Source organism: Faecalibacterium sp. HTF-F, from assembly GCF_023347535.1.
Taxonomy (GTDB): domain Bacteria; phylum Bacillota; class Clostridia; order Oscillospirales; family Ruminococcaceae; genus Faecalibacterium; species Faecalibacterium wellingii.
The window spans coordinates 1847309-1872831 of record NZ_CP094473.1 but is presented as its reverse complement, the minus strand read 5'-3'; the positions used below and the strand labels follow the sequence as shown (position 1 = coordinate 1872831).

26 protein-coding genes are annotated in these 25523 nt (G+C 60.2%); 25 read left to right on the top strand and 1 reads right to left on the bottom strand.

From position 1 onward, the window contains the following. Positions 1-50 precede the first annotated feature (50 nt). Positions 51-1589, bottom strand: a complete 1539-nt coding sequence (locus MTP37_RS08930) for a YifB family Mg chelatase-like AAA ATPase (RefSeq protein WP_249236966.1) — start codon at positions 1587-1589, stop codon at positions 51-53. A gap of 161 nt (positions 1590-1750) precedes the next feature. On the opposite strand from MTP37_RS08930, the gene MTP37_RS08925 reads away from it, so the two are divergent. From MTP37_RS08925 to MTP37_RS08805, 25 genes are all read left to right on the top strand, one after another. After that, positions 1751-2110, top strand: a complete 360-nt coding sequence (locus MTP37_RS08925; protein ID WP_249236965.1) for a hypothetical protein — start codon at positions 1751-1753, stop codon at positions 2108-2110. 122 nt (positions 2111-2232) lie between these two features. Then, entirely contained in the window at positions 2233-3915 is a 1683-nt protein-coding gene (locus MTP37_RS08920; protein ID WP_249236964.1) for a phospho-sugar mutase, read from the top strand. Positions 3916-4051: 136 nt separating this feature from the next. Beyond that, a complete protein-coding gene (gene ispF / locus MTP37_RS08915) occupies positions 4052-5218 on the top strand; it encodes a 2-C-methyl-D-erythritol 2,4-cyclodiphosphate synthase (RefSeq protein WP_249236963.1) in 1167 nt (388 codons plus the stop codon). 16 nt (positions 5219-5234) lie between these two features. Continuing rightward, positions 5235-6134 carry a diadenylate cyclase CdaA gene (gene cdaA, locus MTP37_RS08910; RefSeq protein WP_249236962.1) on the top strand — a complete coding sequence of 300 codons (900 nt, stop codon included), beginning with the start codon at positions 5235-5237 and terminating at the stop codon, positions 6132-6134. Continuing rightward, the gene (locus MTP37_RS08905; protein WP_249236961.1) at positions 6131-7435 is read left to right on the top strand and encodes a CdaR family protein; all 1305 of its coding nucleotides are present in this window, start codon (positions 6131-6133) and stop codon (positions 7433-7435) included. Before cdaA ends, MTP37_RS08905 begins: the two co-directional genes overlap by 4 nt. A 20-nt stretch (positions 7436-7455) precedes the next feature. Next, positions 7456-9051: an NAD(P)/FAD-dependent oxidoreductase gene (locus MTP37_RS08900; RefSeq protein ID WP_249236960.1), complete on the top strand. Its 1596-nt coding sequence runs from the start codon at positions 7456-7458 to the stop codon at positions 9049-9051. 10 nt (positions 9052-9061) lie between these two features. Next, entirely contained in the window at positions 9062-10399 is a 1338-nt protein-coding gene (locus tag MTP37_RS08895) for a 5-bromo-4-chloroindolyl phosphate hydrolysis family protein (RefSeq protein WP_249236959.1), read from the top strand. Next, positions 10396-12528 carry a single-stranded-DNA-specific exonuclease RecJ gene (gene recJ / locus MTP37_RS08890; RefSeq protein ID WP_249236958.1) on the top strand — a complete coding sequence of 711 codons (2133 nt, stop codon included), beginning with the start codon at positions 10396-10398 and terminating at the stop codon, positions 12526-12528. Before MTP37_RS08895 ends, recJ begins: the two co-directional genes overlap by 4 nt. A 1-nt stretch (position 12529) precedes the next feature. Then, a complete protein-coding gene (locus MTP37_RS08885; RefSeq protein ID WP_249236957.1) occupies positions 12530-14869 on the top strand; it encodes a RelA/SpoT family protein in 2340 nt (779 codons plus the stop codon). A gap of 3 nt (positions 14870-14872) precedes the next feature. Then, positions 14873-15334: a D-aminoacyl-tRNA deacylase gene (gene dtd / locus MTP37_RS08880; RefSeq protein ID WP_249236956.1), complete on the top strand. Its 462-nt coding sequence runs from the start codon at positions 14873-14875 to the stop codon at positions 15332-15334. A gap of 5 nt (positions 15335-15339) precedes the next feature. Next, positions 15340-15957, top strand: coding sequence for an MBL fold metallo-hydrolase (locus MTP37_RS08875; protein WP_249236955.1), 618 nt, complete (start codon positions 15340-15342; stop codon positions 15955-15957). A 13-nt stretch (positions 15958-15970) separates the two neighbouring features. Then, complete coding sequence (gene hemZ / locus MTP37_RS08870; RefSeq protein ID WP_249236954.1) at positions 15971-17440, top strand: coproporphyrinogen dehydrogenase HemZ; 1470 nt, start codon at positions 15971-15973, stop codon at positions 17438-17440. Continuing rightward, positions 17406-18368 carry a uridine kinase family protein gene (locus MTP37_RS08865; RefSeq protein ID WP_249236953.1) on the top strand — a complete coding sequence of 321 codons (963 nt, stop codon included), beginning with the start codon at positions 17406-17408 and terminating at the stop codon, positions 18366-18368. The genes hemZ and MTP37_RS08865 overlap by 35 nt, the downstream gene beginning before the upstream one ends. 169 nt (positions 18369-18537) lie before the next feature. After that, on the top strand, positions 18538-18972 hold the full coding sequence (locus MTP37_RS08860; RefSeq protein WP_249236952.1) for a zinc ribbon domain-containing protein: 435 nt from the start codon (positions 18538-18540) through the stop codon (positions 18970-18972). Between the two features lie 172 nt (positions 18973-19144). Beyond that, positions 19145-19855 (top strand): MazG family protein, encoded by a 711-nt coding sequence (locus tag MTP37_RS08855; protein ID WP_249236951.1) that lies wholly within the window; start codon positions 19145-19147, stop codon positions 19853-19855. A gap of 54 nt (positions 19856-19909) precedes the next feature. Next, on the top strand, positions 19910-20179 hold the full coding sequence (locus MTP37_RS08850) for an HU family DNA-binding protein (protein WP_249236950.1): 270 nt from the start codon (positions 19910-19912) through the stop codon (positions 20177-20179). A gap of 73 nt (positions 20180-20252) precedes the next feature. Beyond that, positions 20253-20498 carry an RNA-binding S4 domain-containing protein gene (locus MTP37_RS08845; protein WP_249236949.1) on the top strand — a complete coding sequence of 82 codons (246 nt, stop codon included), beginning with the start codon at positions 20253-20255 and terminating at the stop codon, positions 20496-20498. 57 nt (positions 20499-20555) lie between these two features. After that, on the top strand, positions 20556-20843 hold the full coding sequence (locus tag MTP37_RS08840; protein WP_249236948.1) for a YabP/YqfC family sporulation protein: 288 nt from the start codon (positions 20556-20558) through the stop codon (positions 20841-20843). After that, positions 20840-21268 carry a hypothetical protein gene (locus tag MTP37_RS08835; protein WP_249236947.1) on the top strand — a complete coding sequence of 143 codons (429 nt, stop codon included), beginning with the start codon at positions 20840-20842 and terminating at the stop codon, positions 21266-21268. Before MTP37_RS08840 ends, MTP37_RS08835 begins: the two co-directional genes overlap by 4 nt. 44 nt (positions 21269-21312) lie before the next feature. Next, positions 21313-21618, top strand: coding sequence for a septum formation initiator family protein (locus MTP37_RS08830; protein ID WP_249236946.1), 306 nt, complete (start codon positions 21313-21315; stop codon positions 21616-21618). A 39-nt stretch (positions 21619-21657) separates the two neighbouring features. After that, a complete protein-coding gene (locus tag MTP37_RS08825; RefSeq protein ID WP_249236945.1) occupies positions 21658-22227 on the top strand; it encodes a S1 RNA-binding domain-containing protein in 570 nt (189 codons plus the stop codon). A 103-nt stretch (positions 22228-22330) separates the two neighbouring features. Then, complete coding sequence (locus MTP37_RS08820; protein WP_249236944.1) at positions 22331-23536, top strand: THUMP domain-containing class I SAM-dependent RNA methyltransferase; 1206 nt, start codon at positions 22331-22333, stop codon at positions 23534-23536. Positions 23537-23543: 7 nt separating this feature from the next. Beyond that, on the top strand, positions 23544-23738 hold the full coding sequence (locus tag MTP37_RS08815; protein ID WP_249236943.1) for a hypothetical protein: 195 nt from the start codon (positions 23544-23546) through the stop codon (positions 23736-23738). A gap of 68 nt (positions 23739-23806) precedes the next feature. Beyond that, the gene (locus tag MTP37_RS08810; RefSeq protein WP_249236942.1) at positions 23807-24676 is read left to right on the top strand and encodes a DUF5685 family protein; all 870 of its coding nucleotides are present in this window, start codon (positions 23807-23809) and stop codon (positions 24674-24676) included. Next, positions 24673-25230, top strand: coding sequence for a hypothetical protein (locus tag MTP37_RS08805; protein WP_249236941.1), 558 nt, complete (start codon positions 24673-24675; stop codon positions 25228-25230). The genes MTP37_RS08810 and MTP37_RS08805 overlap by 4 nt, the downstream gene beginning before the upstream one ends. Positions 25231-25523: the final 293 nt, after the last annotated feature.

Genomic DNA, 25523 nt, shown 5'->3' with positions numbered 1-25523 from the left:
CCTTCCCTTTTCGGGGAAGACGGATCTGCGAAGCAAAGACGGAAAGGCATTTATACTTCTACTTTTTCCTGTGACCGGTACTGCAGGGCTTCCAGCACGCAGTCCTCATCCAGCAGCTGTTTGCCTGCCAGATCGGCCACCGTGCGGGCCACCCGAAGGATGCGGTCATGGGCGCGGGCGGAAAGGCCCAAAGCGTCGTAGGAGGCACGCAGCAGCCGCTCGGCGGCGGGGGTCATGCGGCAGACGCGCCGCACCTGCCCGGCGGTGAGCTGGGCGTTGCAGAGCACGCCCTCAAAACCCGGGGCGGCATAGCGCTTTGCCTGAATGGCCCGGGCGGCAAGCACCTGTTTGCGCAGATCGGCGCTGCTCTCGGAGGGAGCCGATGTGTGCAGCTCGTCAAAGGCGATGGGGTCCATCTCTACGCACAGGTCGATGCGGTCCAGCAGCGGGCCGGACACCCGGCTGCGGTACTGCCGCACGGCACTGGGTGAGCAGGTGCACTGCCGGGTGGGGTGTCCGTAGTAGCCGCATTTGCAGGGGTTCATGGCTGCTACCAGCTGGAAATGGCTGGGATAGGTGGCGCTGCCTGCCGCGCGGCTGACCGTGATCTGACCATCCTCCAAAGGCTGGCGCAGGACTTCCAGACTCTCGCGGGAAAACTCCGGGAGCTCGTCCAGAAACAGCACGCCGCAGTTAGCAAGGCTGCACTCGCCGGGCCGGAACTGCGCACCGCCGCCAGCCAGCGCTGCGGCACTGGCTGAGTGGTGCGGGCTGCGGAAGGGGCGTACAGAGACGAGCCCATGTCCCTGCGGCAGCTGGCCCGCAATGGAGTAGATCTTGGTGGTCTCCACGGCTTCCTCCCGGGTGAGCGGCGGCAGGATGCCGGGCAGGCGCTTTGCCAGCATGGATTTGCCAGTGCCGGGTGCGCCGATCAGCAAAACGTTGTGTCCGCCGGAAGCGGCAATGACCATGGCCCGCCGCGCCAGAGACTGGCCCAGTACGTCCGCAAAATCCGGTACCTGTGCCCAAGCTTCTGCCGGATCAAAGGGGACAGCAGCGGCAGGGGACAGGGACGAGATTCCCTTCAGCGCATCCACTACCTCACGGGCTGTGTGGGCGGGGTAGACCGCCATTCCATCGGCGCAGGCCTCGGCAGCTTCCGCGGCGTTCTCGGCGGGGACATACAGAGCACGGATGCCGCTTTCGGCAGCGGCCAGAGCCATGGGCAGAACGCCGGATACTGGCCGCAGGGTGCCGTCCAACGCCAGCTCGCCCAGAAAGGCAGAATCTGTCGGGACGGCCTCCAGCTGGCCGCTGGAAATAAGAAGCGCAAGCAGCAGGGGCAGATCATACACCGGGCCGGTCTTGCGGACATCGGCCGGGGCCAGATTGATGGTGATGCGCCGGTCCGGGAACTTGAACCCCAGATTCTTGATGGCGGCACGCACGCGGTCTGCACTTTCGCGCACAGCGGAATCCGGCAGACCTACGATGGAAAATGCGGGCAGACCGCCGGAAACATCGGCTTCTACCGCTACGGCAAAGCCGTTCAGGCCCTTCAGACCAAAGCTTCGGGTGACAGAATACATGGTGCTCTCCCTCGCTCCAATGAGTGACAAAACGGAAAAGAATTGGCAAAAGTGGAAAATAATGGACAAAAATGCCAAACTTCGACACAAAAATATGTCTGGATTCATTATAGTAAAGGGCAGGAAAGATGTCAATGCGATAGAGAGGAGAGAATTTTTCCATGATGAACAAAGAATACTGCCGCTATATCCATACATATTCGGAGCTGGAGGGGCTGCAGCATGCCCACAGCCTTGTCTATTGCGGAGCTTTGTCCGCACAGGGCGTGGTGATGGAGCTGCGGCACGAGCAGGATGGCCGGGTGCGCTGCAGTGCGGTGCGTCTGCCCGAGGGCAGCTTTGCCCGGGCCATGCAGCTGCTGCGCTACCTGTGCGAAAACAGCGTGGGTCTGGAGCAGTGGCTGGAGGTGCTGACGGATGTGGGCCAGAGCTATGAGCTGCTGGAAAATGCAGGCACAGCCGGGATGATCCCGGACTTTGCAGGCGATAATTTGGATTTTTGTGCCTTATGCCGGTTTTAAGCAGCAAATCTTGTTGCAGATTACGCAATTGACACATGGACGCAGAGAGTTTATATTATAAGTAGGTTTTGTTAAACCTGTTTCTTTTTGCGGAAAAATTTACAAAAGGTAAGGTGTGCAAGATGTATTTGGATGAATATAAGCGCTGGATGGCTGCCGATCTGGAAGATGCAGATCTGAAGCCGGAACTGGCCAAGATCGAGGGAAATGACGAAGAGATCAAGGACCGCTTTGCGGTGGCTCTGAAGTTTGGCACGGCTGGTCTGCGCGGCGTTCTGGGCGCTGGCACCAACCGTATGAATATTTATGTCGTCCGTCAGGCTACGCAGGGTCTGGCAAACTGGGTCAAGACTCAGGGTGGCACCCAGACCGTGGCCATCAGCTACGACAGCCGCCTGAAGAGCGATGTTTTTGCCAAGACTGCCGCAGGCGTTCTGGCTGCAAACGGCATCAAGGTGCGCATTTATGATGCCCTGATGCCCGTGCCTGCCCTGAGCTTTGCTACCCGTTACTACCAGTGCAACGCCGGTATCATGGTCACGGCATCCCACAACCCGGCCAAGTACAACGGCTATAAGGCCTACGGCCCGGACGGCTGCCAGATGACTGATGACGCTGCTGCCATCGTCTACGATGAGATCCAGAAGACCGACGTGCTCACCGGTGCAAAGTACATTTCCTTTGCTGAGGGCGTGGAGCAGGGTCTGATCCGCTTTGTGGGCGATGACTGCAAAAAGGCTCTGTACGACGCCATTGAGGCTCGTCAGGTGCGCCCGGGACTGTGCAAGACTGCCGGCCTGAAGCTGGTGTACAGCCCGCTGAACGGCTCCGGTCTGGTGCCGGTCACCCATGTGCTGAACGATATGGGCATCACCGACATCACCATCGTGCCCGAGCAGGAGTATCCCAACGGCTACTTTACCACCTGCTCCTACCCCAACCCCGAGATCTTTGAGGCTCTGAAGCTGGGTCTGGATCTGGCCACCAAGACCGGTGCAGACCTGATGCTGGCCACCGACCCCGATGCGGACCGTGTGGGCATCGCCATGAAGTGCCCGGATGGCAGCTATGAGCTGGTATCCGGCAACGAAATGGGCGCTCTGCTGCTGGACTACATCTGCGCAGGCCGCATTGAAAAGGGCACCATGCCCAAGGATCCGGTGGCAGTCAAGTCCATCGTGTCCACTCCGCTGGCCGACGCCATTGCCGCACATTACGGCGTGGAGATGCGCAGCGTGCTGACCGGCTTCAAGTGGATCGGCGACCAGATCGCAAATCTGGAAGCTGCAGGTGAGGTGGACCGCTTCATCTTCGGCTTTGAGGAAAGCTACGGCTATCTGGCCGGCCCCTATGTGCGCGATAAGGATGCTGTCATCGGCTCCATGCTGATCTGCGAAATGGCTGCTTACTACCGCAGCATCGGTTCCTCCATCAAGCAGCGTCTGGAAGAGATCTATAAGCAGTATGGCCGCTACCTGAACAAGGTGGACAGCTTTGAGTTCCCCGGCCTGACCGGCATGGAGAAGATGGCTTCCATCATGCAGAAGCTGCGCGATGAACCGCCCGCTGAGCTGGCCGGTCATAAGGTGGTCAAGGTGACGGACTACAAGAAGCCCGAGGAGACCGGCCTGCCTGCAGCAAACGTGCTGATCTACAGTCTGGAAAACGGCGCTACCGTTGTGGTGCGTCCCTCCGGCACCGAGCCGAAGATCAAGACCTACTTCACCACGCTGGGTAAGGATCTGGCAGAAGCACAGGCACAGAAAGATGCTCTGGCTGCTGCCATTGAGCCGATGCTGAAGTAAACTTCATCAAGAACAAGTTTGTGCCCCTCTGCCCTGTGCAGAGGGGCATTTTTGCTGCAGATTATCGGTTGCAGTTTGAGAAGTTATACGCTATAATAAAATATGGCTTATTATAGGGATCGGGCAGGTGAAGAGATTGGAAAAGAAAGTATCGGCGGTATTGGTGGCGGCAGGCTCCTCCACGCGCATGGGTTTTGATAAGCTCAGCTTTGATCTGGGCGGGGAGACGGTGCTGCATCGCAGCATCCGCGCATTTGCGCAGTGTCCGCTGGTGGACGAAATCATTCTGGTGGCAGGCAGCAACCGTGCCTTTGCCCAGCAGCAGGCCGCAGACTGCGCAAAGCCTGTATGCGTTGTGGCGGGCGGTGCCACCCGCGCAGAGAGCGCGAAAAACGGTGTGCTGGCAGCTTCCGGTGCGCTTGTGGCTGTGCACGATGCGGCCCGGCCTTTCGTCAGCCAGCAGGTCATCACTGCTGCGCTGGAAGCTGCAGCCCGGTGCGGTGCCGCAGCGCCTGCCGTGCCGGTGAAGGATACCATCAAGGCGGCAGTGCGGGGCAGCGGCAAGACGGTGCCGGAAAGCTGCTTTGTACATGCCACCCCGGACCGCAGCACCCTGTATGCGGTGCAGACGCCGCAGTGCTTTGACCGCGCAGCCTATCTGGCAGCGCTGGAAGAGCTGGACGCCGAAAAAGCCCGCCTTGTCACGGACGACTGCAGCCTGTTCGAGCTGACCGGGCGCCCCGTGCAGCTGACGCAGGGCGATTACGCGAATCTGAAGATCACCACCCGCGAGGACCTGCCCCGCCCGGAACAGAAAGAGGAACATAAAATGCGCATTGGACATGGTTATGACGTGCACCGCCTGGTGGAAGGCCGCAAGCTGATCCTGGGCGGCGTGGAAGTGCCCTTTGAAAAGGGCCTGCTGGGCCACTCGGACGCCGATGTGCTGGCCCATGCTGTGATGGATGCGGTGCTGGGCGCGGCGGCGCTGGGCGATATCGGCCAGCATTTCCCGGACAATGACCCTGCCTACTCCGGCGCAGACAGCCTGAAGCTGGCCCGCCGTGTGGCTGAAATTTTAAAGGAGCATGGCTTCCGCATTGAAAATATCGACGCAACGCTGCTGTGTCAGCGGCCCAAGCTGGCACCGCACATCCCGGCCATGCGCCGGAATCTGGCCGACGCCTTCGGCCTGCCGGTGGACGCTGTGAGCGTGAAGGCTACCACCGAGGAACATCTGGGCTTTACCGGCGAGGGGCTGGGCATTGCCGCCCATGCCGTTGCCCTGATCGAAACACTGTAAACGGGAGCGTGTACCAATGACTCTGAACGCGATCATTGCAAATTTCCAGACCTTCAAGCTGGTCGATCTGCTGGATATCATCATCATTTCCTTCCTGATCTACCAGCTGCTGGGCATTGTCAACCGCACCCGTGCCGGCCAGCTGTTCAAGGGTGCGCTGCTGGTGATGGCAGTCTATCTGGTGGCGGAAACGCTGAACATGCGTACCGTCACATGGCTGCTGAACTCACTGCTGCAGGTGGGCCTGCTGACGCTGGTGGTGCTGTTCCAGCCGGAGATCCGCCGTGCGCTGGAGCGCATGGGCCAGACCGACCAGTGGGCTGCCAAGCTGTTCAATGTCAAAGGCCGCTACAACGACCCCAGCCTCAAGGGCGCATGGCGCAGTGCCATCATTGCCATCTGCGACGCCGCCGAGCGCTTTTCGGAGACCAAGACCGGTGCGCTGATCGTGCTGGAACGCCACACGAACCTTTCGGAGATCGTGCGCACCGGCACGCCGGTGAACAGCGCCGTCAATCTGGAGGTGCTGGGCACCATCTTCTATGAGGGCACGCCTCTGCACGACGGTGCCGCCATCATTGAGAACGGCCGCATCAAAGCGGCGGGCTGTGTGCTGCCGCTTTCCAACAATCTGGATCTCGGCAAGGATATGGGCACCCGTCACCGTGCCTGCCTTGGCATTGCCGAAAATTCCGACGCCATCGCTATCGTGGTCAGCGAGGAGACCGGTATCATCTCCATGGCGAAAAACGGTGTGCTGATCCGCCACTTTGACCGCCAGACCCTGTATACCCGTCTGGTGGACGAAATGATCCCCAAGGAGACCGCTGCCGAAAAGACGACGGTCAGCGGCTGGCGCGGTCAGCTGGACCGTCTGTGGAAATGGGTCAGCCAGAAGGAGGACGATGCGCAATGAACAACGAACCCAACAAGAAAAACGGCGCAAAGCCGGCGGTCGCCCATAAGAAAAACATTCTGGATGACCGCCGCATCCGGCTGGCACTTTCGGTGCTGGGTGCTATTGTTGCATGGATGGTGGTCACGATCATCGTCCAGCCAGGCACCACCAACACCATTTACAATGTGCCGGTGGATTATACCTACGATTCCGCAGCTTACACTTCCCGGGGCCTGAGCATCGTCAGCGCCGAGGACAAGACCGTGAACCTGAAGATCTCCGGTGACGGCTACACCATCGGCGGCCTGACCGCTTCCGATTTTGTGGTCTACCCGGATTTTTCCAGCGTGCGCGACAGCGGCGAAAAGACTCTGCGCCTGCTGGTGCGCGGTGCCAACGGCCTGCTGAACGGTGTCACTGTGACCATGGAAGGCAATGATAACACGGTGGACGTGGTGTTCGACGTGGTGGAGGAAAAGACCCTGCCCGTTACCGTTACCACCAACTACCTGACCATTGCGGATGGCTATATCCTCTACAGCACCGATGTTTCCAAGGAGAACATCACCCTTTCCGGCCCCAGCAGTGAGCTGGACAGGGCCGTTACCTGTACCGCAGAGGTGACCTACAGCGGGGAGCTGACCGAGTCAGTCACGCTGAGCACGCCGCTGCGCTTCTACACCTCCGGCGGCAGGGAGGTCAAGTTTGAGTACACGGAGCTGGAAGAAAACAGTGTGGACGTCACCCTGCAGGTGTACAAGATGGCCACCCTGCCGGTGAATGTGAATTTCATCAATGCACCGCGCGATTTTGATGATTCGGTGCTGGTATATGCGCTCAGCCGCAAGCAGCTCAAGGTGGCCGGCCCGGAGGCTAAGATCGATATGCTGTCCACATTGCCCATTGGAAGCATCGACCTTTCCACCTTTACGCTGAACAAGAGCTACGAGCTGCCTATCGACCTGCCCACGGACATCTATCTGCTGGATAACATCTCCACCATCACAGTCAGCTTTGACTGCTCTGCTCTGGAGACCAAGACCATGAACCTGCCCAACACCTGTGTGCAGGTGGTCAACCTGCCGCCTACCTATCAGCTGACGGTGCAGACCGAACGCTTGATGAACGTGACTCTCTGCGGGCCCAAGGCCGCCATGGCGTCTCTGACCCCGGAGCAGGTGGTCATTGAGATCGATGCAGAGGATTTCTCGGTGGCAACGGGCGAGCAGAACATCGCCTGCCGCCTGTATGTGCCCTCCAATGGCAAGATCTTTGCGCTGGGCAGCTATGTGCTGCAGTGTCGCATCGACAGCAACTGAAAAAAGGAACACACGATACTATGATTCTGGTTCGCAACATCCGTCTGCCGCTCTCTGCCGGAGAGCCGCAGGCATTTGAAAAAGCCCTGCACGCTGCCCGCATCCCGCGCGGAAAGGTGCAGCATCTGGGCGTGGCAAAGCTCTCGGTGGATGCCCGCCATGGCCAGCCCAAGCTGGTGTACACGGTGGCCGTCACCCTGAAAGAGCCTGCCGAAGAAGCAGCGTTTGCTGCCCGCTGCGGCGATGCATCCCTGCAGAAAAAGGTGGATCTTTCGGTGCAGAATGGCACGCTTCCGCTGGCGCACCGGCCTGTGGTGTGCGGCCTTGGCCCGGCGGGCCTGTTCGCGGCGCTGCTGCTGGCCCGGCAGGGCTACCGGCCCATTGTGCTGGAGCGCGGCCCGGCGCTGGACGAGCGCGTAAAGGCGGTGGAGCACTTCTCTGCCACCGGCGAGCTGGATGTGAATGCGAACATTCAATTTGGCGAGGGTGGTGCCGGTACTTTTTCGGACGGCAAGCTGACCACCCGCATCGGCGATGAGCTGTGCGGTTTTGTCACCGAGGTGTTCCTGCAGCACGGTGCGCCGGAGGAGATCGCCTGGAAGCAGAAGCCCCATGTGGGCACCGACCTGCTGCGTGGCGTCATCACCTCCATCCGCAGAGAGATCGAAGCTCTGGGCGGTGAGGTGTATTTCAACACGGCCCTGACCGGCTTTGAACAGAAAAATGGCGCGCTCACCGGTATTTTTACCACCAGCGGTACCTTTGCCTGCGAAGCGCTGGTGTTTGCAGTGGGCCACTCGGCCCGGGACACCTTCGGGATGCTGATGGATGGCGGCTTTGTGCTGGAGTGCAAGCCCTTCAGCGTGGGATTCCGCGCCGAACACCTACAGAGCGAGATCGAAAAAAGCCTGTATCACGAAGCTGCCGGGCACCCGGCCCTGCCGCGGGGCGAGTACCAGCTTTCCCAGCATGTGGGGGAGCGGTGTGTGTACACCTTCTGCATGTGCCCCGGCGGGCAGGTGGTGGCATCGGCCAGCGAGAAAGGCTGCGTTGTCACCAATGGCATGAGCTACCACGCACGCAGCGGCAAAAATGCCAATGCGGCTGTGGTGGTGAGCGTGGGCGGCAAAGATTTTGGGGACGACCCGCGCCGGGCCATCGCATTCCAGCGGGAGCTGGAAGCCAGAGCCTACGCCGCCGGGCGCAGCGCAGGAGAGTATGCTGCCCCGGCTGAAAATATCCAGAGCTTTCTGGAAGGGCACGGTCAGCTGAACATCGGCCGTGTGCAGCCTACCTACGACCGCGGCGTGACAGCCGCGGATCTGGGTGCACTGCTGCCCGGGGAGCTGGCCGATACGCTGCGGGCAGGCCTACGTGCCTACGAGCGCAAAATTGCAGGCTACACCGCACCGGAGGCCATCCTGACCGGTCTTGAGACCCGCACCAGCAGCCCGGTGCGGCTGAAACGGGAAGATAATTTTGAGTGCTCTCAGCTGGCGGGCCTGTATCCATGCGGCGAGGGTGCCGGATATGCGGGCGGCATCATGAGCGCCGCCGTGGATGGCCTGCGGGTGGCCCGCGCCATCATCAGCCGGTATGCACCGGCAGAAGGGTGAGAAAATTTTGATGAACGATCGTGAAAACGATACAAAAAAACAGACCGATGGCCGTCAGGTGCAGCAGGAGCTGGAATCCCAGCTGCGCGCCTTTGGCGATACCATGTCCGATGCGTTTGCCCATGGCTTTGAGGGCAGAGGCGAGGACATTGGCGACCGCGCCTATGGCGTGGGCCGTGCTGCGGTGGATGCCGCGAACTATGGCATCAACGAGGCGGCAAAGGCTTTCCGCAGCCGCCGGAATGCGCACAGCGGCGCACCGGAACAAAAGGAACAGGGCCTGAACGAAGAGTACCGCGCCCCGCAGGCCGCCGGAATGCCCGGCTGGTTCCGGCAGATGTTCGGCAAGGCAGAGATGACCCCGGCAGACGAGATCCGCGCCAGCGCCAAAAAACGGCACAGCGCTGGCTGCGCATTGCTGGCAGTCGGCATTACGTTTACGGTGATCTTTGGCATCACGGCAGTCTCCTGTCTGGGTGCGGCGGGCCTGTTTACGCCCAATACGGCTGTTCTGCAGGCCATTCTGCAGGACAGCTTTATGGCAGAAAATGCTGCAGCCATGGGCAGCTTTGCACTGGGGGCGGTGCGCATCACCGGCTGGTGCTTTGCGGCTGTCACGGCCGTGTTCGTGTGGATGATCACTGCCGGTGCGTCCCGCCTGAAGGCCAGCAAGACGCTGCTCCGTCTGGCCGAGGCGGCGGAAGGCTTTGACTGCAAAAAGGGCCTGCCGCTGGAAGCCGTGGACGAGAAAAAGACCCGGGCCCTCAAGTGGGTGCGCAGATTCATCCGCAATGGCTGGCTGAGCGCATGGGTGGACGAAAAAACGGAAAAACTCTATCTGACGGCGGAAGATTACCGCGCCGCGCAGGAGGCCGCAGCGGCCCCCAGAGAGCCGCAGCCGGAACCGGTAAAGGAAAAAACAGACGATGTGCCGCTCAATCTGGAAACGGCCCGCCGCTTTGCCGTCGTGTTGCAGCAGGAAAAACAGCTGATGCAGGATGCGCAGGGCCGCGAAGAGCTGGACCATATGCAGACCACCACCACCGCCATCTGTGACTGGCTGGAGGCACACCCGGAAAGCCTGCCCAAGGCCCGCCGCTTTGCGGAATACTATATCCCCACCACCCTCAAGCTGCTGCACACCTACAACGACGTGCAGGGCCAGCAGGGCGAAAACGCCGAGACCATCCGCCGCGATATCGCGGGCATCCTTCACACGCTGAATCAGGCGTACGACACCCTGTATGATACGCTGCTCTCGGATGTTGCCATGGATGTCTCCTCGGAGATCGCCGCATTGCAGGGTATGCTGGCCAGCGATGGGCTGACGGGAGGGGATTTTCAATGACCTACCGTGCATGGGAGCTGAAAAACCTTGACCGCGCTGCCCTGCGGGAACTGACCGCAGCCATTGCGGAGCAGGCAGCTGAAGAACTGGAATACAATGCGCAGGAGGGGGAACCCTGGAGCGAACAGAAATACAAGGCCGTGCTTGCTGCCCAGCAGAAGGAAAACGCCCTGCTGGCGGGCGTTCTGACGGCCCGCGGCGTCACCGACCCCACCGACGCGCTGACCCTGCTGGCCGGTGAGGAAGAGCTGAGCGACCCGTTTTTGCTGACCGATATGCAGAAGGCCTGTGAGCGCATCTGGCGGGCCATCGATGACGGGGAAACCATCGTGGTGTTCGGCGATTACGATGTGGACGGCGTGACCGCTACGGCCCTTTTGTACCAGCATCTCAAGGGCATGGGAGCGACCGTCAAGTGTATGCTGCCCAGCCGCGAGGGCGATGGTTACGGCCTTTCCAAAAACGCGATCCGCTCCATCCACGACAAGGGCTGTCAGCTGATCGTGACCGTGGACAATGGCATTTCTGCCGTGGACGAAGCGGATTACGCTGCAGAATTGGGCATCGACCTGATCATCACCGACCACCATCTGCCGCCGGATACATTGCCGAAGGCGGCTGCTGTGGTGGACCCCCGCCGCAGGGATGATACCAGCCCTTTCAAGGGCCTGTGCGGTGCGGGCGTGGCCTTTAAGCTGTGCGCCGCGCTGGACGGCTGCCCGCCGGAGGAAATGCTGGACTACTGCGGCGACCTTGCCGCTGTGGGTACGGTGGCGGATGTGATGCCGCTGACCGGCGAGAACCGCACACTGGTAAGATCCGGCCTGCACCAGCTGCAAAACACCGACCGTCCCGGGCTGGAAGCCCTGCTGGAAGAGGTGGGCCTTACGGGTAAACCCGTCACGGCGGAGAATGTCAGCTATGCCATTGCGCCGCGCATCAACGCGGCGGGCCGCATGGACAGCGCCGTGACCGCCCTGCAGCTGGTGCTCTGCGAGGATCCCGACCGTGCCGAGGAGCTGGCCCGCAAACTGAACGAGATCAACGCCCGGCGTCAGGAGATCGAGCTGCAGATTTTCAATGCGGCGCAGGAGCTTCTGGAACAGGAGCCGGAACGGCTGGAAGACCGCGTGATGCTGCTGTGGGGCCGCGACTGGCACCCCGGCGTCATTGGCATCGTGGCCTCCCGGCTGGTGGAGCGCACCGGCCGGCCGGTGATCGTGGTGACGGTGGACGAGCATGGCGAGTGCAAAGGCAGCGGCCGCAGTGTGCAGGGATTCAACCTCCACGACTGCATCGGCTCCTGCGCAGACCTGCTCATCCGCTACGGAGGCCACGCCATGGCGGCGGGCCTTTCGGTGCGGGAAGAAAACCTGCCTGCCTTGCGCCGCCGCCTGAACGAGTGGGCCGCGCGGGAATGCCCGGTGCTGCATGCGACCCCGCTGGAATGTGACCTGTCCATTCATCTGGACCGGGTCACGGTGGAGAGCGTGCGCAGGCTGGATCAGCTGGCACCCTATGGCGCCGAAAATCCCACCCCGGTGTTCCTTTTGCAGAATGCCGTGGTGGACGGGGTGTATCCGGTGTCGGATGGCAGGCACAGCCGCCTGCGCCTGCGGCAGGGCAACGCCAGCGTGTATGCGGTGTGGTTCGGCATGCACCCGGAGCAGCTGCCCTACACCACGGGAGACGTGGTGGATGCAGCGCTGAATCTTTCGGTCTACGATTCGCCCCGGGGCGCACAGCTTTCGGGCCGCATCCTGGATCTGCACCCGGCAGGCCTTGGCAGCAAACTTGCGGAACAGGCCGCACTGGTGGCGGCGCTGCGCCGGGGCACGCCGCTGACGGCAGAACAAAAAGCACTGATCACGCCCGACCGCAGCCACATGATCACGGTATATCGTGAGCTGCAGGCGCGCCGCTGGCATGCAGAGGATCTGCAGCCGCTGTGTGCGAAGCTGGGCGAGGAAAATACAGGCAAAACACTGGTGGCAGTGACGGCTCTGGAACAGGTGGGCCTGATCGCCGCTGTGGAAAAGGGTGGGGCAAAATATCTGGAGCTTGTGCCTGCGCAGGGCAAAAAGAACCTTGCAGATGCCCCGGTCCTGAAATGTTTGGAGGGAATGTAAAATGCCAGAGGGAAAGAAAGCTGCGGTCCCGGCACCCAAGCCGGTGCGGGACGAAGATCTCTACTCCGCAAAGACCCACCTGCATCAGCCGATGCCAGTGCAGGAAACGGCCACCGTTTCAGCCACGGCCCAGCTGGCTGATGCACCGGAAGGCGCTCTGCCTTCGGAGGTGCGGCCGGAGATCGTTACCTGGGAAAAGCTGTGCGAGGCCATCAGGGCAAGCGGCCGCTCCTATAACATGGAAATGATCGAAAAGGCCTACGACCTTGCTAACACTGCCCACAGGGGGGTATGCCGCCGCAGCGGCGAGCCCTATATCTGCCATCCGCTGGCCGTGGCCCGGCTGGTGCTGGATCTGGGCATGGATACCGAAAGCATTGCCGCCGCCCTGCTGCACGATGTGGTAGAGGACACCCCCACCACGCTGGCAGACCTGACCGACGCCTTTGGCGAGGAAGTGGCCCTGCTGGTGGACGGCGTGACCAAGCTGACCAAGATCCAGTTCTCCAACATCGAAGAGCTGCAGGCTGAAAACCTGCGCAAGATGCTGCTGGCCATGAGCCGCGATGTGCGGGTCATGATCATCAAGCTGTGCGACCGGCTGCACAACATGCGCACCGGCGATGCATGGCCGGAGCAGAAGCGCCGCGACAAAGCCCGCGAGACCATGGAGGTGTATGCCCCCATCGCCAACCGTCTGGGCATCCTGAACGTGAAGGAAGAGCTGGAGGACCGCAGTCTGCATTACCTCGACCCGGTGGGGTATGAGGAGATCAGCCGGATGCTCAGCGAGCGTGCCGGTGAGGAATTTCTTGCCAGAGTGTCCGGAGTCATTGAGCAGCGTCTGGTGGAAAGCGGCATCGAGGGTGCCACCATCAAACGCCGTGTCAAGAGCATCTACGGCATCTACCGCAAGACCATCATGCAGAACAAGTCCTTCGACGAGATCTATGATATCTATGCGGTGCGGGTCATTCTGGATACGCTGGCCGAGTGCTACAGCACGCTGGGCCTCATCCACGATATGTACCACCCGCTGCCCAACCGTTTCAAGGACTATATCTCCACCCCCAAGCCCAACGGCTACCAGAGCCTGCACACCACCGTCATCGGCCACGAGGGCATCCCCTTTGAGGTGCAGATCCGCACCCGCAAGATGGACGAACAAGCCGAGTACGGTGTTGCCGCCCACTGGAAGTACAAAGAGGGACTGGACGGTCACGACAAGCTGGACGAACGTCTGGCGTGGGTGAGCCAGCTGCTGGAAAACCAGCGCGTCAGCGAGGATTCCGGCAACCTTCTCCACGACCTCAAGAGCGACCTTCTGCCGGAAGAGGTGTTTGCCTTTACCCCCAAGGGCGATGTCATCAACCTGCCCACCGGTGCCACCTGCATCGATTTTGCCTATGCCATCCATTCGGCGGTGGGCAACCGCATGGTGGGCTGCAAGGTGAACAACCGCATGGTGCCCATCGACCACATCGTTTCCACAGGTGAGATCATCGAGGTCATCCTTGGCCCGGCAGACAAGGGCCCCAGCCGCGACTGGCTCAAGATCGTGCGCACCAGCGAGGCCAAAAGCAAGATCCGCAACTGGTTCAAGAAGATGCGCCGCGAGGAAAACATCACGCAGGGACGCGATGCACTGGCCCGTGAGCTGCGCCGCGAAATGATCATCATTCCGGACGACCAGCTGGATGATTTCATCAACAGCTGCTCCCGCCGTCTGCGCCAGAACAACGCCGAGGAGCTGTATGCAGCCATCGGCTACGGCGGCATGACCATTGCGAACTGCCTGCCCAAGATCAAGGAAGAGTGGCAGAAGCTGAAGGCGGCCGAGGATAAAAACGAGGAAGACCTGCCCAAGGTGGATCTGAGCCGTGTGCATGCCACCGACGGCGTGGTGGTGGAAGGCTTCGACAACACGCCCATCAAGTTTGCCAAGTGCTGCAGCCCGCTGCCGGGTGACCCCATCGTAGGCTTCATCACCCGCGGCTTTGGCGTGTCCATCCACAAGCAGAGCTGTGCCAATGCCATTTCCAGCATGAAGGACCCCACCAACGCCCCCCGCTGGGTCAAGGCCTACTGGGCCGACAGCGTTAAGGACAGCTATAAGGCTGGCATCGAGATCATCGCGCTGAACCGCAACGAGCTGCTGCAGGATGTGCTGGCTGCGCTGGCAGACATCCGGGTGCCCATCTATGCGGTGAACGCCCGTCAGGTGGAAAACGGCTGTGCGATGGTCAGCCTGACCATCGGCATCAACAATACCGAGCACCTCAACCGCGTGGTCGCAAGACTTTCCAAGGTGAAGGACGTGCTCAAGGTGACAAGGAGCTAAAACATGCGTGCAGTCATTCAGGCAGTCTCTTCCGCCAGTGTGCGGGTGAACGGCGGTGAGCCCCGCGCCATCGGCCCGGGACTTGTGATCCTGCTGGGGGTCAAGGATACCGACAGCCTTGACATCGTGCCAAAGCTTGCCGATAAATGTGCGGGGCTGCGCATCTTTCCGGATGCCGAGGGCAAGCTGAACCTCAGTGCCCGGGATCTTGGCTATTCCGCGCTGGTGGTGAGCCAGTTCACTCTTTATGGTGACACGAAAAAAGGCTACCGTCCCAGCTTTATCAAGGCCGCAAAGCCGCCCCTTTCGGTGGATGCTTACGAGCTGTTCCTTGCCGAGATGAACAAGCACGGCCTCAAGGACGTGCAGCACGGCGAGTTCGGCGCGGATATGCAGGTGTCGCTTGTGAACGAAGGCCCCTGCACCATCATCATCGACACCGACGAGTGGAAGAAAAAGGAGTAAATGCCATGCAGGCTTTTCACATTCCGGCCGATGCGCCGCTGTATACCAACACCTTCCTGCTCATTTCCGATGCAGGCCATGCCGTGGTCATTGACCCGGCGGCAGATGCGCAGACCTACGATAAAATTTTAAAAGAGAACCATGCCCGGCTCACCACCATCCTGTGCACCCACGGTCACTACGACCATGTGGGCAGCGCCGAAGCCCTGCGCACCGAGTGGAACGCAAAGCTCTACTGTGAGGCTGCGGACCTTGCAGGCGACCGCATGTATCCGCTTTCTGCGGCAGACTGCGGCTATGCCGAGGACGGCACCGTGACGGTGGATGAACTGATCTTTACGGCATGGCACACGCCCGGACACACCCCCGGCAGCGTGGTGCTGCTGTGCGGCGGTTATCTCTTCTGCGGTGACACCCTGTTTGCAGGCAGCATCGGCCGCACCGATCTGGAGGGCGGCAGCAGTGCACAGATGGCTGAGAGTCTGCGTAAACTGGCAAAGCTGCCCATCCCACGGGAAACGCAGGTGCTGCCGGGCCATGGCGAGTTCTCCACCTTTGGCGATGAACTGGACAATAACTACTATATCCGCAGCGCTCTGCGCGGCGGAAACGACATTTTTTGAAGAGTGAACGAAAATGAAGATCTATATTACCGGCCTGCCCTCCGGCTACGAAGTGGAGCATCTGGTGCGTTTGTTTTACCCCATGGCACCGCTCACCCTCACCCCACCGGAGGACGCCGAGGACTGCGTCTGGGCAGAAAAAACGCCGGACGGCCTGCATGCGCTGGTGCGTCAGGGCGGCAGAAGTGCTGAACGGCACGCACCGCTGCCTGCGCCTGTGGAACAGGGCGGCGAGACCCCGGAATTCAGCCTTGCCAGCCTGACTTACGATCTGCTGCGCCAGTGGACGGGGCTCCGCCCGCCCTGGGGCAAAATGACCGGCGTGCGCCCGGTGCGGCTCATCCATGACAAGCGCGCCGCAGGCTGGACGGAAGCGGAGATCGACCGCTTTTTTCTGGAGCGGTTTGATTGCTCGCAGCAGAAATACACCATGGCCAAGGCCATTGCAGATCTGCAGGAGCCCATCCTGAAGGTGGGCAGTGAACCCAGAACCTACAGCCTGTATATCGGCATCCCGTTCTGTCCGTCCCGGTGCAGCTACTGCAGCTTTGTCAGCTGCAATCTGGACCGCGACCGCAAGATGGTGCAGCCCTATGTGGACTGTCTGTGCCGGGAAGTGGAAGAGATCCGCATTCAGGCCGACAAGGCGGGGCTTACCCTTTGCAGCATCTACATTGGCGGCGGCACGCCCACCAGCCTGTCTGCCGACCAGCTGCGGCAGCTGATGGGCACGGTCCGGGCGAATTTTGACCTCTCGAAGGTCGTGGAATATACGGTGGAGGCAGGCCGTCCGGACTGTACGGATGCGGAAAAGCTGGCTGTCATCCGGGAATACGGCGCTACCCGCATCTCCATCAACCCGCAGACCTTCTCGGACGAGGTGCTGGCCGGCATCGGCCGCAAGCACTCGGCGCAGGACATTCTGGACTGCTATGCCGAAGCACGCAAAGCCGGTCACGATGACATCAACATGGACCTCATTGCCGGCCTGCCCGGCGACACGGTGGAAAGCTTTGAGCACAGCCTGCGGCAGGCCATTGCGCTGGACCCGGAGAACATCACCGTGCACACCCTGACCCTCAAGCGGGCTTCCCGCATCGTCATCGAGGACCAGAGCACCAACGACTACGCCGACGTCGCCGCCATGCTGGAAAAATGCCGTCTGCTGGCAGAAGCGGGCTATCGTCCCTACTACCTCTACCGCCAGAAAAACACCCTGCAGAACCTTGAGAACGTGGGCTGGTGCAAGCCGGGCCACGAGGGATATTACAACATCTATATCATGGAGGAAGTCCAGACCATCCTCTCCGCCGGTGCAGGCGGCAGCACCAAGCTGGTGGCCGACGGCGGCAAACGGATGCAGCGCATCTTTAACTTCAAATATCCGAATGAATATATCCAGCGTTTTGCGGAGGTGCTGGAACGCAAAAAAGGAGTGGCTGATTTTTATGATCACGATCTGGGTACCGAAACGTCTGGTTGAGGTCGATCTGTACAATGTGGCGGCCCGCAGCCCGCAGATGCTGGCAGATCTGAGCGAGCGGAGCTACAGACAGCGTGTGGATTATGCCGCCCAGAAGGTACAGCTCTCCGGCGCAAAGATCGTCATGCTCACCGGCCCGTCGGCCAGCGGCAAGACCACCAGCGCCCACTGTCTGGCAAAAGCTCTGCAAAAGCGCGGGACTCCGGCGCAGGTGGTAAGTCTGGATAATTTCTTCAAAGGGGCAGAGTTCTACCCCCGGCTGCCGGACGGCACACTGGATTACGAAAACCCCGATACGCTGGACCTGCCCCTCATCAAGCAGTGCCTGCGGGAACTCAGCGAGACCGGAAAGACCGTGCTGCCAGTCTATGATTTCTCTGCAGAGAGGCGCTCGGAGCAGGTGGAGCCCATCGACCTGCAGGGCGGTGTATGCATCGTGGAGGGCATCCATGCCCTGAACCCGGAGCTCACCGGCCTTGTGAAAGGCGACGATATCTACCGCGTGTATGCCGGCCTGCGGGAGGAATACTGCATCGATGGCCGGAGAGTCATCAATACACAGGATATCCGCCTGTGCCGCCGCACCCTGCGCGATGCTGCCGCCCGCGGCCGCAGCCCGGAAAAGACCCTTGCCATGTGGGACCGCGTGCTGGACGGTGAAACACGCTATATCAAGGGCTTCAAATCCACAGCGGACTTTTTGCTGGATACCTCCTTTACCTACGAGCTGGGCCTGATCTCCAAGCTGCTGGGCGTGGTGCGCCGTCAGTTCACGCTGGAAGGCCACAATGCCGAGCTGTGGGATGAGACCGCCCGCCGGTTTGAGCATGTGGCACCGTTGGAGCTGGAGCTGCTGCCGGAAGACAGTATGCTGCGGGAATTCTACGGCGGCGCGGCCGACCGCATGGCACAGGATGCCAATGTGTGAAAATATCGTGTAAATTTAGTCTGAATGCGAAAAAACTGTTTCCAAACCGGCACCAAACTGTAAAAAATGCGGCCCGTTCGTTGCAAACGGGCGGCCTGTGCGCTATAATGGAGATAACATCCGCACATGGCCCACGATAAACAGGCCGATAGTAAGAGAGGTGTCTTTTATGGATTTCAACAGGATCAAGGAAATGGGTCTGGAATATGCCGAAAAAGGCAAAAACGCTGCACTGGATCTGGCCGAAAAGGGCAAAACGCAGGCTTTGATCGTCAACGAACAGGGCAAGCTGCTCAAGGCGCAGCGTCAGCTGGGCGCATTGGTGTACAGTCTGGCCAAGGGCAAGGAAGAAAACCAGCCGCTGGTGGATAAGTATATCGAAATGATCGATCACATCGAGCAGGAGATCACCCGCCTGAAGGCATCGCTGACCCCGGCAGAAGCCGCAGAGGTGGACTATGTGGTGCACGAGGAGGAGCCCGCTGCAGAGCCGGAAGCTCCTGCCGCCGAGGCTGCGCCTGCAGAGCACAAGAGCTGCCCGCAGTGCGGCGCGCCCGTTTCGGACGATGCACTGTTCTGCAACAAGTGCGGCGCACAGCTGTAATCTCCGTCAGGCAACAGGGCGGCGCTCCCCGCAGGGCACCGTCCTGTTTTTTGCGGGATAGGCTAAAATGCAGAAAATAAAGGCAAATTGCCGGAATTTGCCGGTGCTGTCTTGAAAAAACGCGGAAGATGCGGTACAATATGCAGTATCTTTTGCAAGGAGTGTGAGCACTGTGCTGGACTGGCAGCCCAAGGCCCCTTACACGGCAGAACAGCTGCTGGAGATCCTGCGCATCCTGCGGGACCCGGAGAACGGCTGCCCGTGGGACAAGGTGCAGACCCATGCCTCCATCCGGAAGAACTTTCTGGAGGAGACCTGTGAGGCGCTGGAGGCCATCGATGCCGATGACCCGGTGCTGATGCAGGAAGAGCTTGGCGATGTGCTGATGCAGGTGGCGTTCCATGCCGTGATGGAAGAGGAGCGCGGACACTTTACCTTTGAGGATGTCTGCCGTGAGGTGTGCGAGAAGCTCGTGTTCCGCCACCCGAACATTTTTGCATCCTCAGCAGCGCAGAATGCCGGTATAAATGGCTGGGATGCGCTCAAAAATAAGGAAAAGGGCCGCACCACTCTGGCCGATGAGCTGGGCACGGTGCCCGCCACCCTGCCTGCACTGATGCGTGCTCAGAAGCTGCAGAAGCGTGCCGACCGCTGCGGTGCGGCGCAGCCGGACAAGACCCGGGCGCAGCAGGCTTTGCAGGATGCTCTGGACGGCTGGAGCCGGGAACAGGATGCCCGGACGGCGGGGGAGCTGCTGTTTGCCGCAGCCAACGCCATGCGGCTGGCCGGAGTGGATGCAGAGGAGGCGCTGACCTTTGCCTCCAAGCGCTTCTGTGCAGGGCTGCTGGAACAGGAGCCACAAAGCGGTACTCAGGTCGAGTGACCTGCTCCGATAGAGAAAGAAGAACACCAAGGAACAAATTTGGAGGGTATTTTTATGACGAAGACCGATCTGATCGCACAGGTTGCTGCGAACACTGAGATGAGCAAGAAAAATGCTGAGCAGGCTGTCAATGCCATGTTCGAGGCACTGGGCAAGGCCATGGCCGAGGGCGAAAAGATCACCATTTCCGGCTTTGGCACCTTTGAGGTGCGCGAGCGTGCAGAGCGTCAGGGCATCAACCCCCGCACCCGTGAGCCCATCACCATTGCTGCTTCCCGCAGCATCGTGTTCAAGCCCGGCAAGTCCCTGAAGGACACCCTGTAAGAAGCTGTTTTCTTTTGCCGCCGCTGCCTCGCAGGAGGTGCGGCGGCATTTTTCATCACAGGAGGATAAGACGATGCGTCTGGATAAGTATCTGAAAGTTTCGCGGCTCATCAAGCGCCGCACTGTGGCAAACGAAGTGGCCGATGCAGGCCGCATCCTCATCAACGGCAAGATCGCCAAGGCCAGTCAGGCCGTCAAGGCGGGTGATGTCATTGAGGTGACCTTCGGCAACCGTCCCATCAGGGTGCGGGTGCTCTCGGATGTGGAACCCCGCACTAAGGATGTGGCCCGCGAAATGTACGAGATCATCAGCGAGTAAACGGTATAAAAGCTCTCGTCTGGTGCATAGGATGCACCAGAAAAGGGGAGACGAGCAATGCCGGAAAAAAACACCAGAAGCCCGCAGCCTGCGCCGCCGCATGACCTGATCTTAGAGGGCCGTGCACGCCTGACCGTGACGGGCGTGCAGAAGGTTTTGCATTGCAATGCAGACAGTGCCGCAATAGAGACCGGCAGGGGCATCCTGCATCTTGCCGGGGCACAGCTGAGCATGGCGGCACTGGACTTGGAGGCCGGGGAGGCAAAGTTCACCGGCCGCATCGACGCACTGGAATACACGGCCAGCGCCCCGGCGGGCAGTTTTCTGCACCGCCTGCTGCGATGATCCCGGTCCTGCCGCCCTCAGCCATTGCGCAGGAGCTGACCGCCTGCACGGTGTTGGGCGGGTGCACCGGTGTGGTGCGGGCCGTGTTCCCGGTCAGGGGCCGGGCGGCGTGGGTGCCCGATTTTCTATGGGTGGGCACGGTGCTGACCCTGCTGCAGAGCTATGCGGCGGGGCAGAGCCCGGCGGGCGTGCTGCGCTGGTATATGGCAGCAGCTGGCTTTGCCGGAGCAGGCGCTGCGGCCTTTGTTCTGGGCGTGCCGCTGCGCGCGGCAGGGAAGGCTTTGCAGCGGCGGGTGCTCCGGCCTGCCGCACAGCGGCGTGCCCGGCGGCAAAATGCCCGCAAATTACGCCGCAACGCAAAAAGAACCGCAAAAAAGCGCAAAAAGAACTTGCCAAACCAGCGCCGGATGATGTATAATTCATAAGTGACATCAGTAAGAACCAAATTGCAATGGGGGCAGAAGAAACAATGGCAGCACCGGACCGCAGAAAACGCAAGAAGAAAGTGGTCGTTAAAACGCTTGTGCGGGTGTTTTTTGTCCTGTTGCTGCTGAGCATGCTGGCAGCGTACATCTCCAATCAGGTCAGCATCAGCTCCAAACGCGCAGAGCTGGACACACTGAACGAGCAGATCGACCAGCAGAAAACCGAGAATGAGGAAATGCAGCGTATCCTCAGCGGCGATTCGGATCAGATCACAGAATGGGTCGCGCGGGATTCTTACAACTACGCCGCACCGAACGAGCGCATCTTTGTGGATGTGACCGGCAGCTGAACGGCTGCCGATACTATGGAAAACAAGGAGTATTGAGTTTTGGCAATTGAGGTAGGGAACGTATTCGAGGGCCGCGTCACCGGTGTAAAGCCGTTTGGCGCATTTGTCGCACTGCCGGAGGGCGGTACGGGCATGGTCCATATTTCCGAGGTGTCCAATGAATTCGTGCAGGACATTGCAGCAGTCCTGCATATTGGGGATACGGTCAAGGTGCAGGTCATCAATGTTGCACCGGACGGCAAGATCGCACTGTCCATCAAGCGTCTGCTGCCTCCTCCTCCGCGCCAGCCGCGTGAGGGCAGAGGCCCCGCAGGCGGAGCACGTCCCGGCGCTCCGCGCCCGGGCGGCCCCCGTGAGGGTGGACACTTTGGTGCAGGCCGCGGCGGCAATGGCCGTCCCCCCCGTGAGGGCGGCAGAGGCCCTGCCCGTGACAGCGCACCCCGTGTGTGGCAGCCCAAGGCTCCGGTCCATTCCGACAATATGAGCTTTGAGGACATGATGAGCCGCTTCAAGAGCCAGAGCGAAGAGAAGATGGCAGATCTCGACCACGAGACCAACAACCGCCGCGGCGGTGGTTATGCGCCCCGCGGTCGTGGCGGACGCCGCTGAGAAACGGCACTTCTTCTCAGTCCGCTCTAAGTCAAAAGGATGGAACAGACCTGTCTCATTTGATCGGGCAGGTCTGTTTTTTCGCTGAAAGAAAGGAATTGCAATGCCTGCAAAATTTGAATTGATCGCTCCCTGCTTTTTTGGGTGCGAGTCCACTGCAAAATTTGAGCTGACCCGCATCGGCGCAGAGAACATCCGGGTAGAGGATGGCCGTCTGAGCTTTGCCGGCGGTGCCGATATGATCGCCGCAGCCAACCTCAACCTGCGCACGGTGGAGCGCGTGATGCTGCTGCTGGCCCGCTACAGGGCCGCCACCTTCGATGATCTGTTCGACGGTGTGTACGATATCCCGTGGGAGGAGCTGCTGCCCGCAGACGCAGCCTTTCCGGTCACCGGCTCTTCGCTGAACAGCCAGCTGTCCAGTGTGCCCGCCTGCCAGAGCATCATCAAAAAAGCTGTGGTCAAGCGCCTGATGGCAAAGCACCACACCTCTGTGCTGCCCGAGACCGGTGCCGAGTACAAGATCCGCTTCATGCTGCGCAAGGATCAGTGTGAGATCATGCTGGACACCACCGGCGATGGTCTGCATAAGCGCGGCTACCGCCGCAACGCCATGGAGGCGCCCATCCGCGAGACCTTGGCAGCCACCATTGCAGATCTTGGCCGTGTGCGCCGCGACAGTCTGGTGGAGGACCCCTTCTGCGGCAGCGGCACACTGCTGATCGAAGCCGCTCAGAAGGCCATGAACATTGCCCCCGGCCTGAAGCGCCGCTTTGCTGCCGAGCGCTATGGTTTTGTGCCGACAGCCATCTGGGCCGAGCAGCGTCAGAAGGCACTGGCCGAGGCCAAGCTGGACGTGGGCTTTGAAGCTTTCGGTTATGACATCGACCCTGCTGCTGTGGCGCTGGCCAATGCCAATGCCAAGCTGGCCGGTGTGGAAAAGCGCTGCCACTTTGAAGTGGCCGATGTGGCCGACTTTGCTGCAAAGCAGGAGGCCATCGTGCTGACGAACCCCCCCTACGGCGAGCGCATGAGCACCATTGAAGGTGCTGCTAAGCTGGCCCGCACGCTGGGCCGGCAGATGGAAGCACACCCCTGTGCAGGCGTGTACGCCATCACTGCCGATATGGATTTTGAGAACCACTACGGCAAGCGTGCCAACAAGCGCCGCAAGATGTATAATGGCATGATCCCCTGCCAGCTGTATATGTACTACAATGCACCCAAGTTTGAGCATACCGCAAAGCCCATGCCGAAAAGCGGTTTTGACGGCAAGCGCACTACGCCGAACCGTTTTGACAAGAAGTAATTGATAAATGTTACCTGCCGCACCGGAGCTGTCCCGTGCGGCTTTTTACATTGCAGCCGGTAATTACCGGAAAAATCAAAACGGAAAAATTCCTGCCAAAGCAGGGGAAACGGACGCACACACAGAAAGTTTTATCCCATGTTCAGTGCCTTGTGCTGCAAAGATGAGACAAATTCATGCTCTTTTTACAAAGGATGGTTGAACCCGGGCTGAAAATGGATTATACTTACCTTATTATTCTACAGTTCTTCCGAGGAGGAAAAGGTGTATATGAAGGGTAGGATGCGGCCATATCTGCCGGAGCTCACCATCCGGGATTACAATATCTACCTGCGGTATCTGCGCGGGGTGCGGCGCCAGCTGTACGAGGCATACGGATTATATTCCTGCCATCTGCTGCGGAGCAACGGCGTGCTGTTTGCTATCCTTTCGGACGGTCTGGCCGGGCGGCAGGCCACCTGCCAGCGCAAGCGGGTCCCGGGCACACTGGCCTGGCGCAGGCTCATGTGCCAGACCCAGGGCATCCGGCTGGCCGCACAGGTGGAGGTGCTGCTGGGCTGGCATAATTTGCAGGATCGCAAATACAGTGAGCTGAAGCCGCTCAAGCGTCTGTGCCGTGCGGTGGACCGGCTGCTGCTGCGCCGCGCCTACATGCGTGCTGTGGAGGAGAACCCGGCACTGGAACGCCTGTTCGTGCAGGAGCGGGAGCAGGCTGTGACGCAGATGGAACTGAGCGCCAAAAACTACACCCTCGCAGCGGAACCCATGAGCAACATCTATGGTGCCCTGTATTCCACCCTTGCCACCGATGACCCCAGCCAGCGCAAGAGCATGCGCTACATTGGCAGCTGCATCGGACGCATCTTTTATCTGCTGGATAAGGCTGAGCGGTTTGAAACGGACAAGCGCAGCGGCCGCTACAACGTGTTTGTGGTGAATGAGCTGAAAGGGCAGTCTGCTGCAATGGAAAATGCCCGCCGTCAGGCGCTGGCGGTGGCCAACGACCTGATCCGGGTGTACAGTATGCTGGACGTCAAGCTGAACCGCAGTCTGCTGGATAATATCATGCTGCTGGGCCTGCATCATGCGGTGGAGCCGCTGGAAGCAGGCGTTGAGCGGGAAAACTGGGAGATCCCATGAATCGGAAACATCAAAAAAGCTGGGGCATGGCTTACTGCGGCATCGTGACGGCACTGTGTGTCGCCTTGATGCTGCTGGGGGCCGTGATCCCCATTGCCATGTTCATTGCGCCTGCAGTGGCGGGCTTTCTTGTTGCAACAGTCTGCGTGGAGTGCGGGATGCAGCTGGCCCTGACGGCCTACGCTGCGGTCAGCCTGCTGGCGCTGCTCTTTGTGCCGGATAAGGAAGTGGCGCTGATCTTCGTGTTCCTGCTGGGGTATTACCCGCTGGCAAAGCCGAAGTTTGAGCGCATCCGCCCTGCTGTTCTGCGCATTGTCTGCAAGCTGCTGCTGTGCAACGGCGCAGTGCTGGCCATGTATGGACTGGTATTTCTGCTGGTACCGGCAGGCAGCATTTCGCAGGAGCTGCGTACCACGGCACTGGCGGTATCGCTGGCAACGCTGGCCATGGGCAACGTTGCCTTTGTGCTGTACGACCGGGCACTGCACAACATGCTCATGATGTACCGGCTGGTCTGGCGGCCGAAACTTCATAAAACTCTGGGCTGGCGTTGAGCCAGCCTTTGTGCTATAATGAGGCATCAGAAAGGGGAGAGCGCAGCACACAGGTAACGCAAAGCGCCGGGCCACGCGGGTGACAGCCGCGAGGGTGACGAGGAGAGGAATCATCGAAAGATTCGGCGGATGTTTCTCCGGCTGAGGGCTAGACCAGCCGCAGAGAAGGGCAAAAAACGGCAGCAATACCGCAACAGATCCCTTCAAAGAAAGCCATACAAGAACATAAACTGTACAAGAAAGCTGACCGTGTGTCACTGCGCTTTTCTGCGCGGGAGCGGTCGGTATGGAGG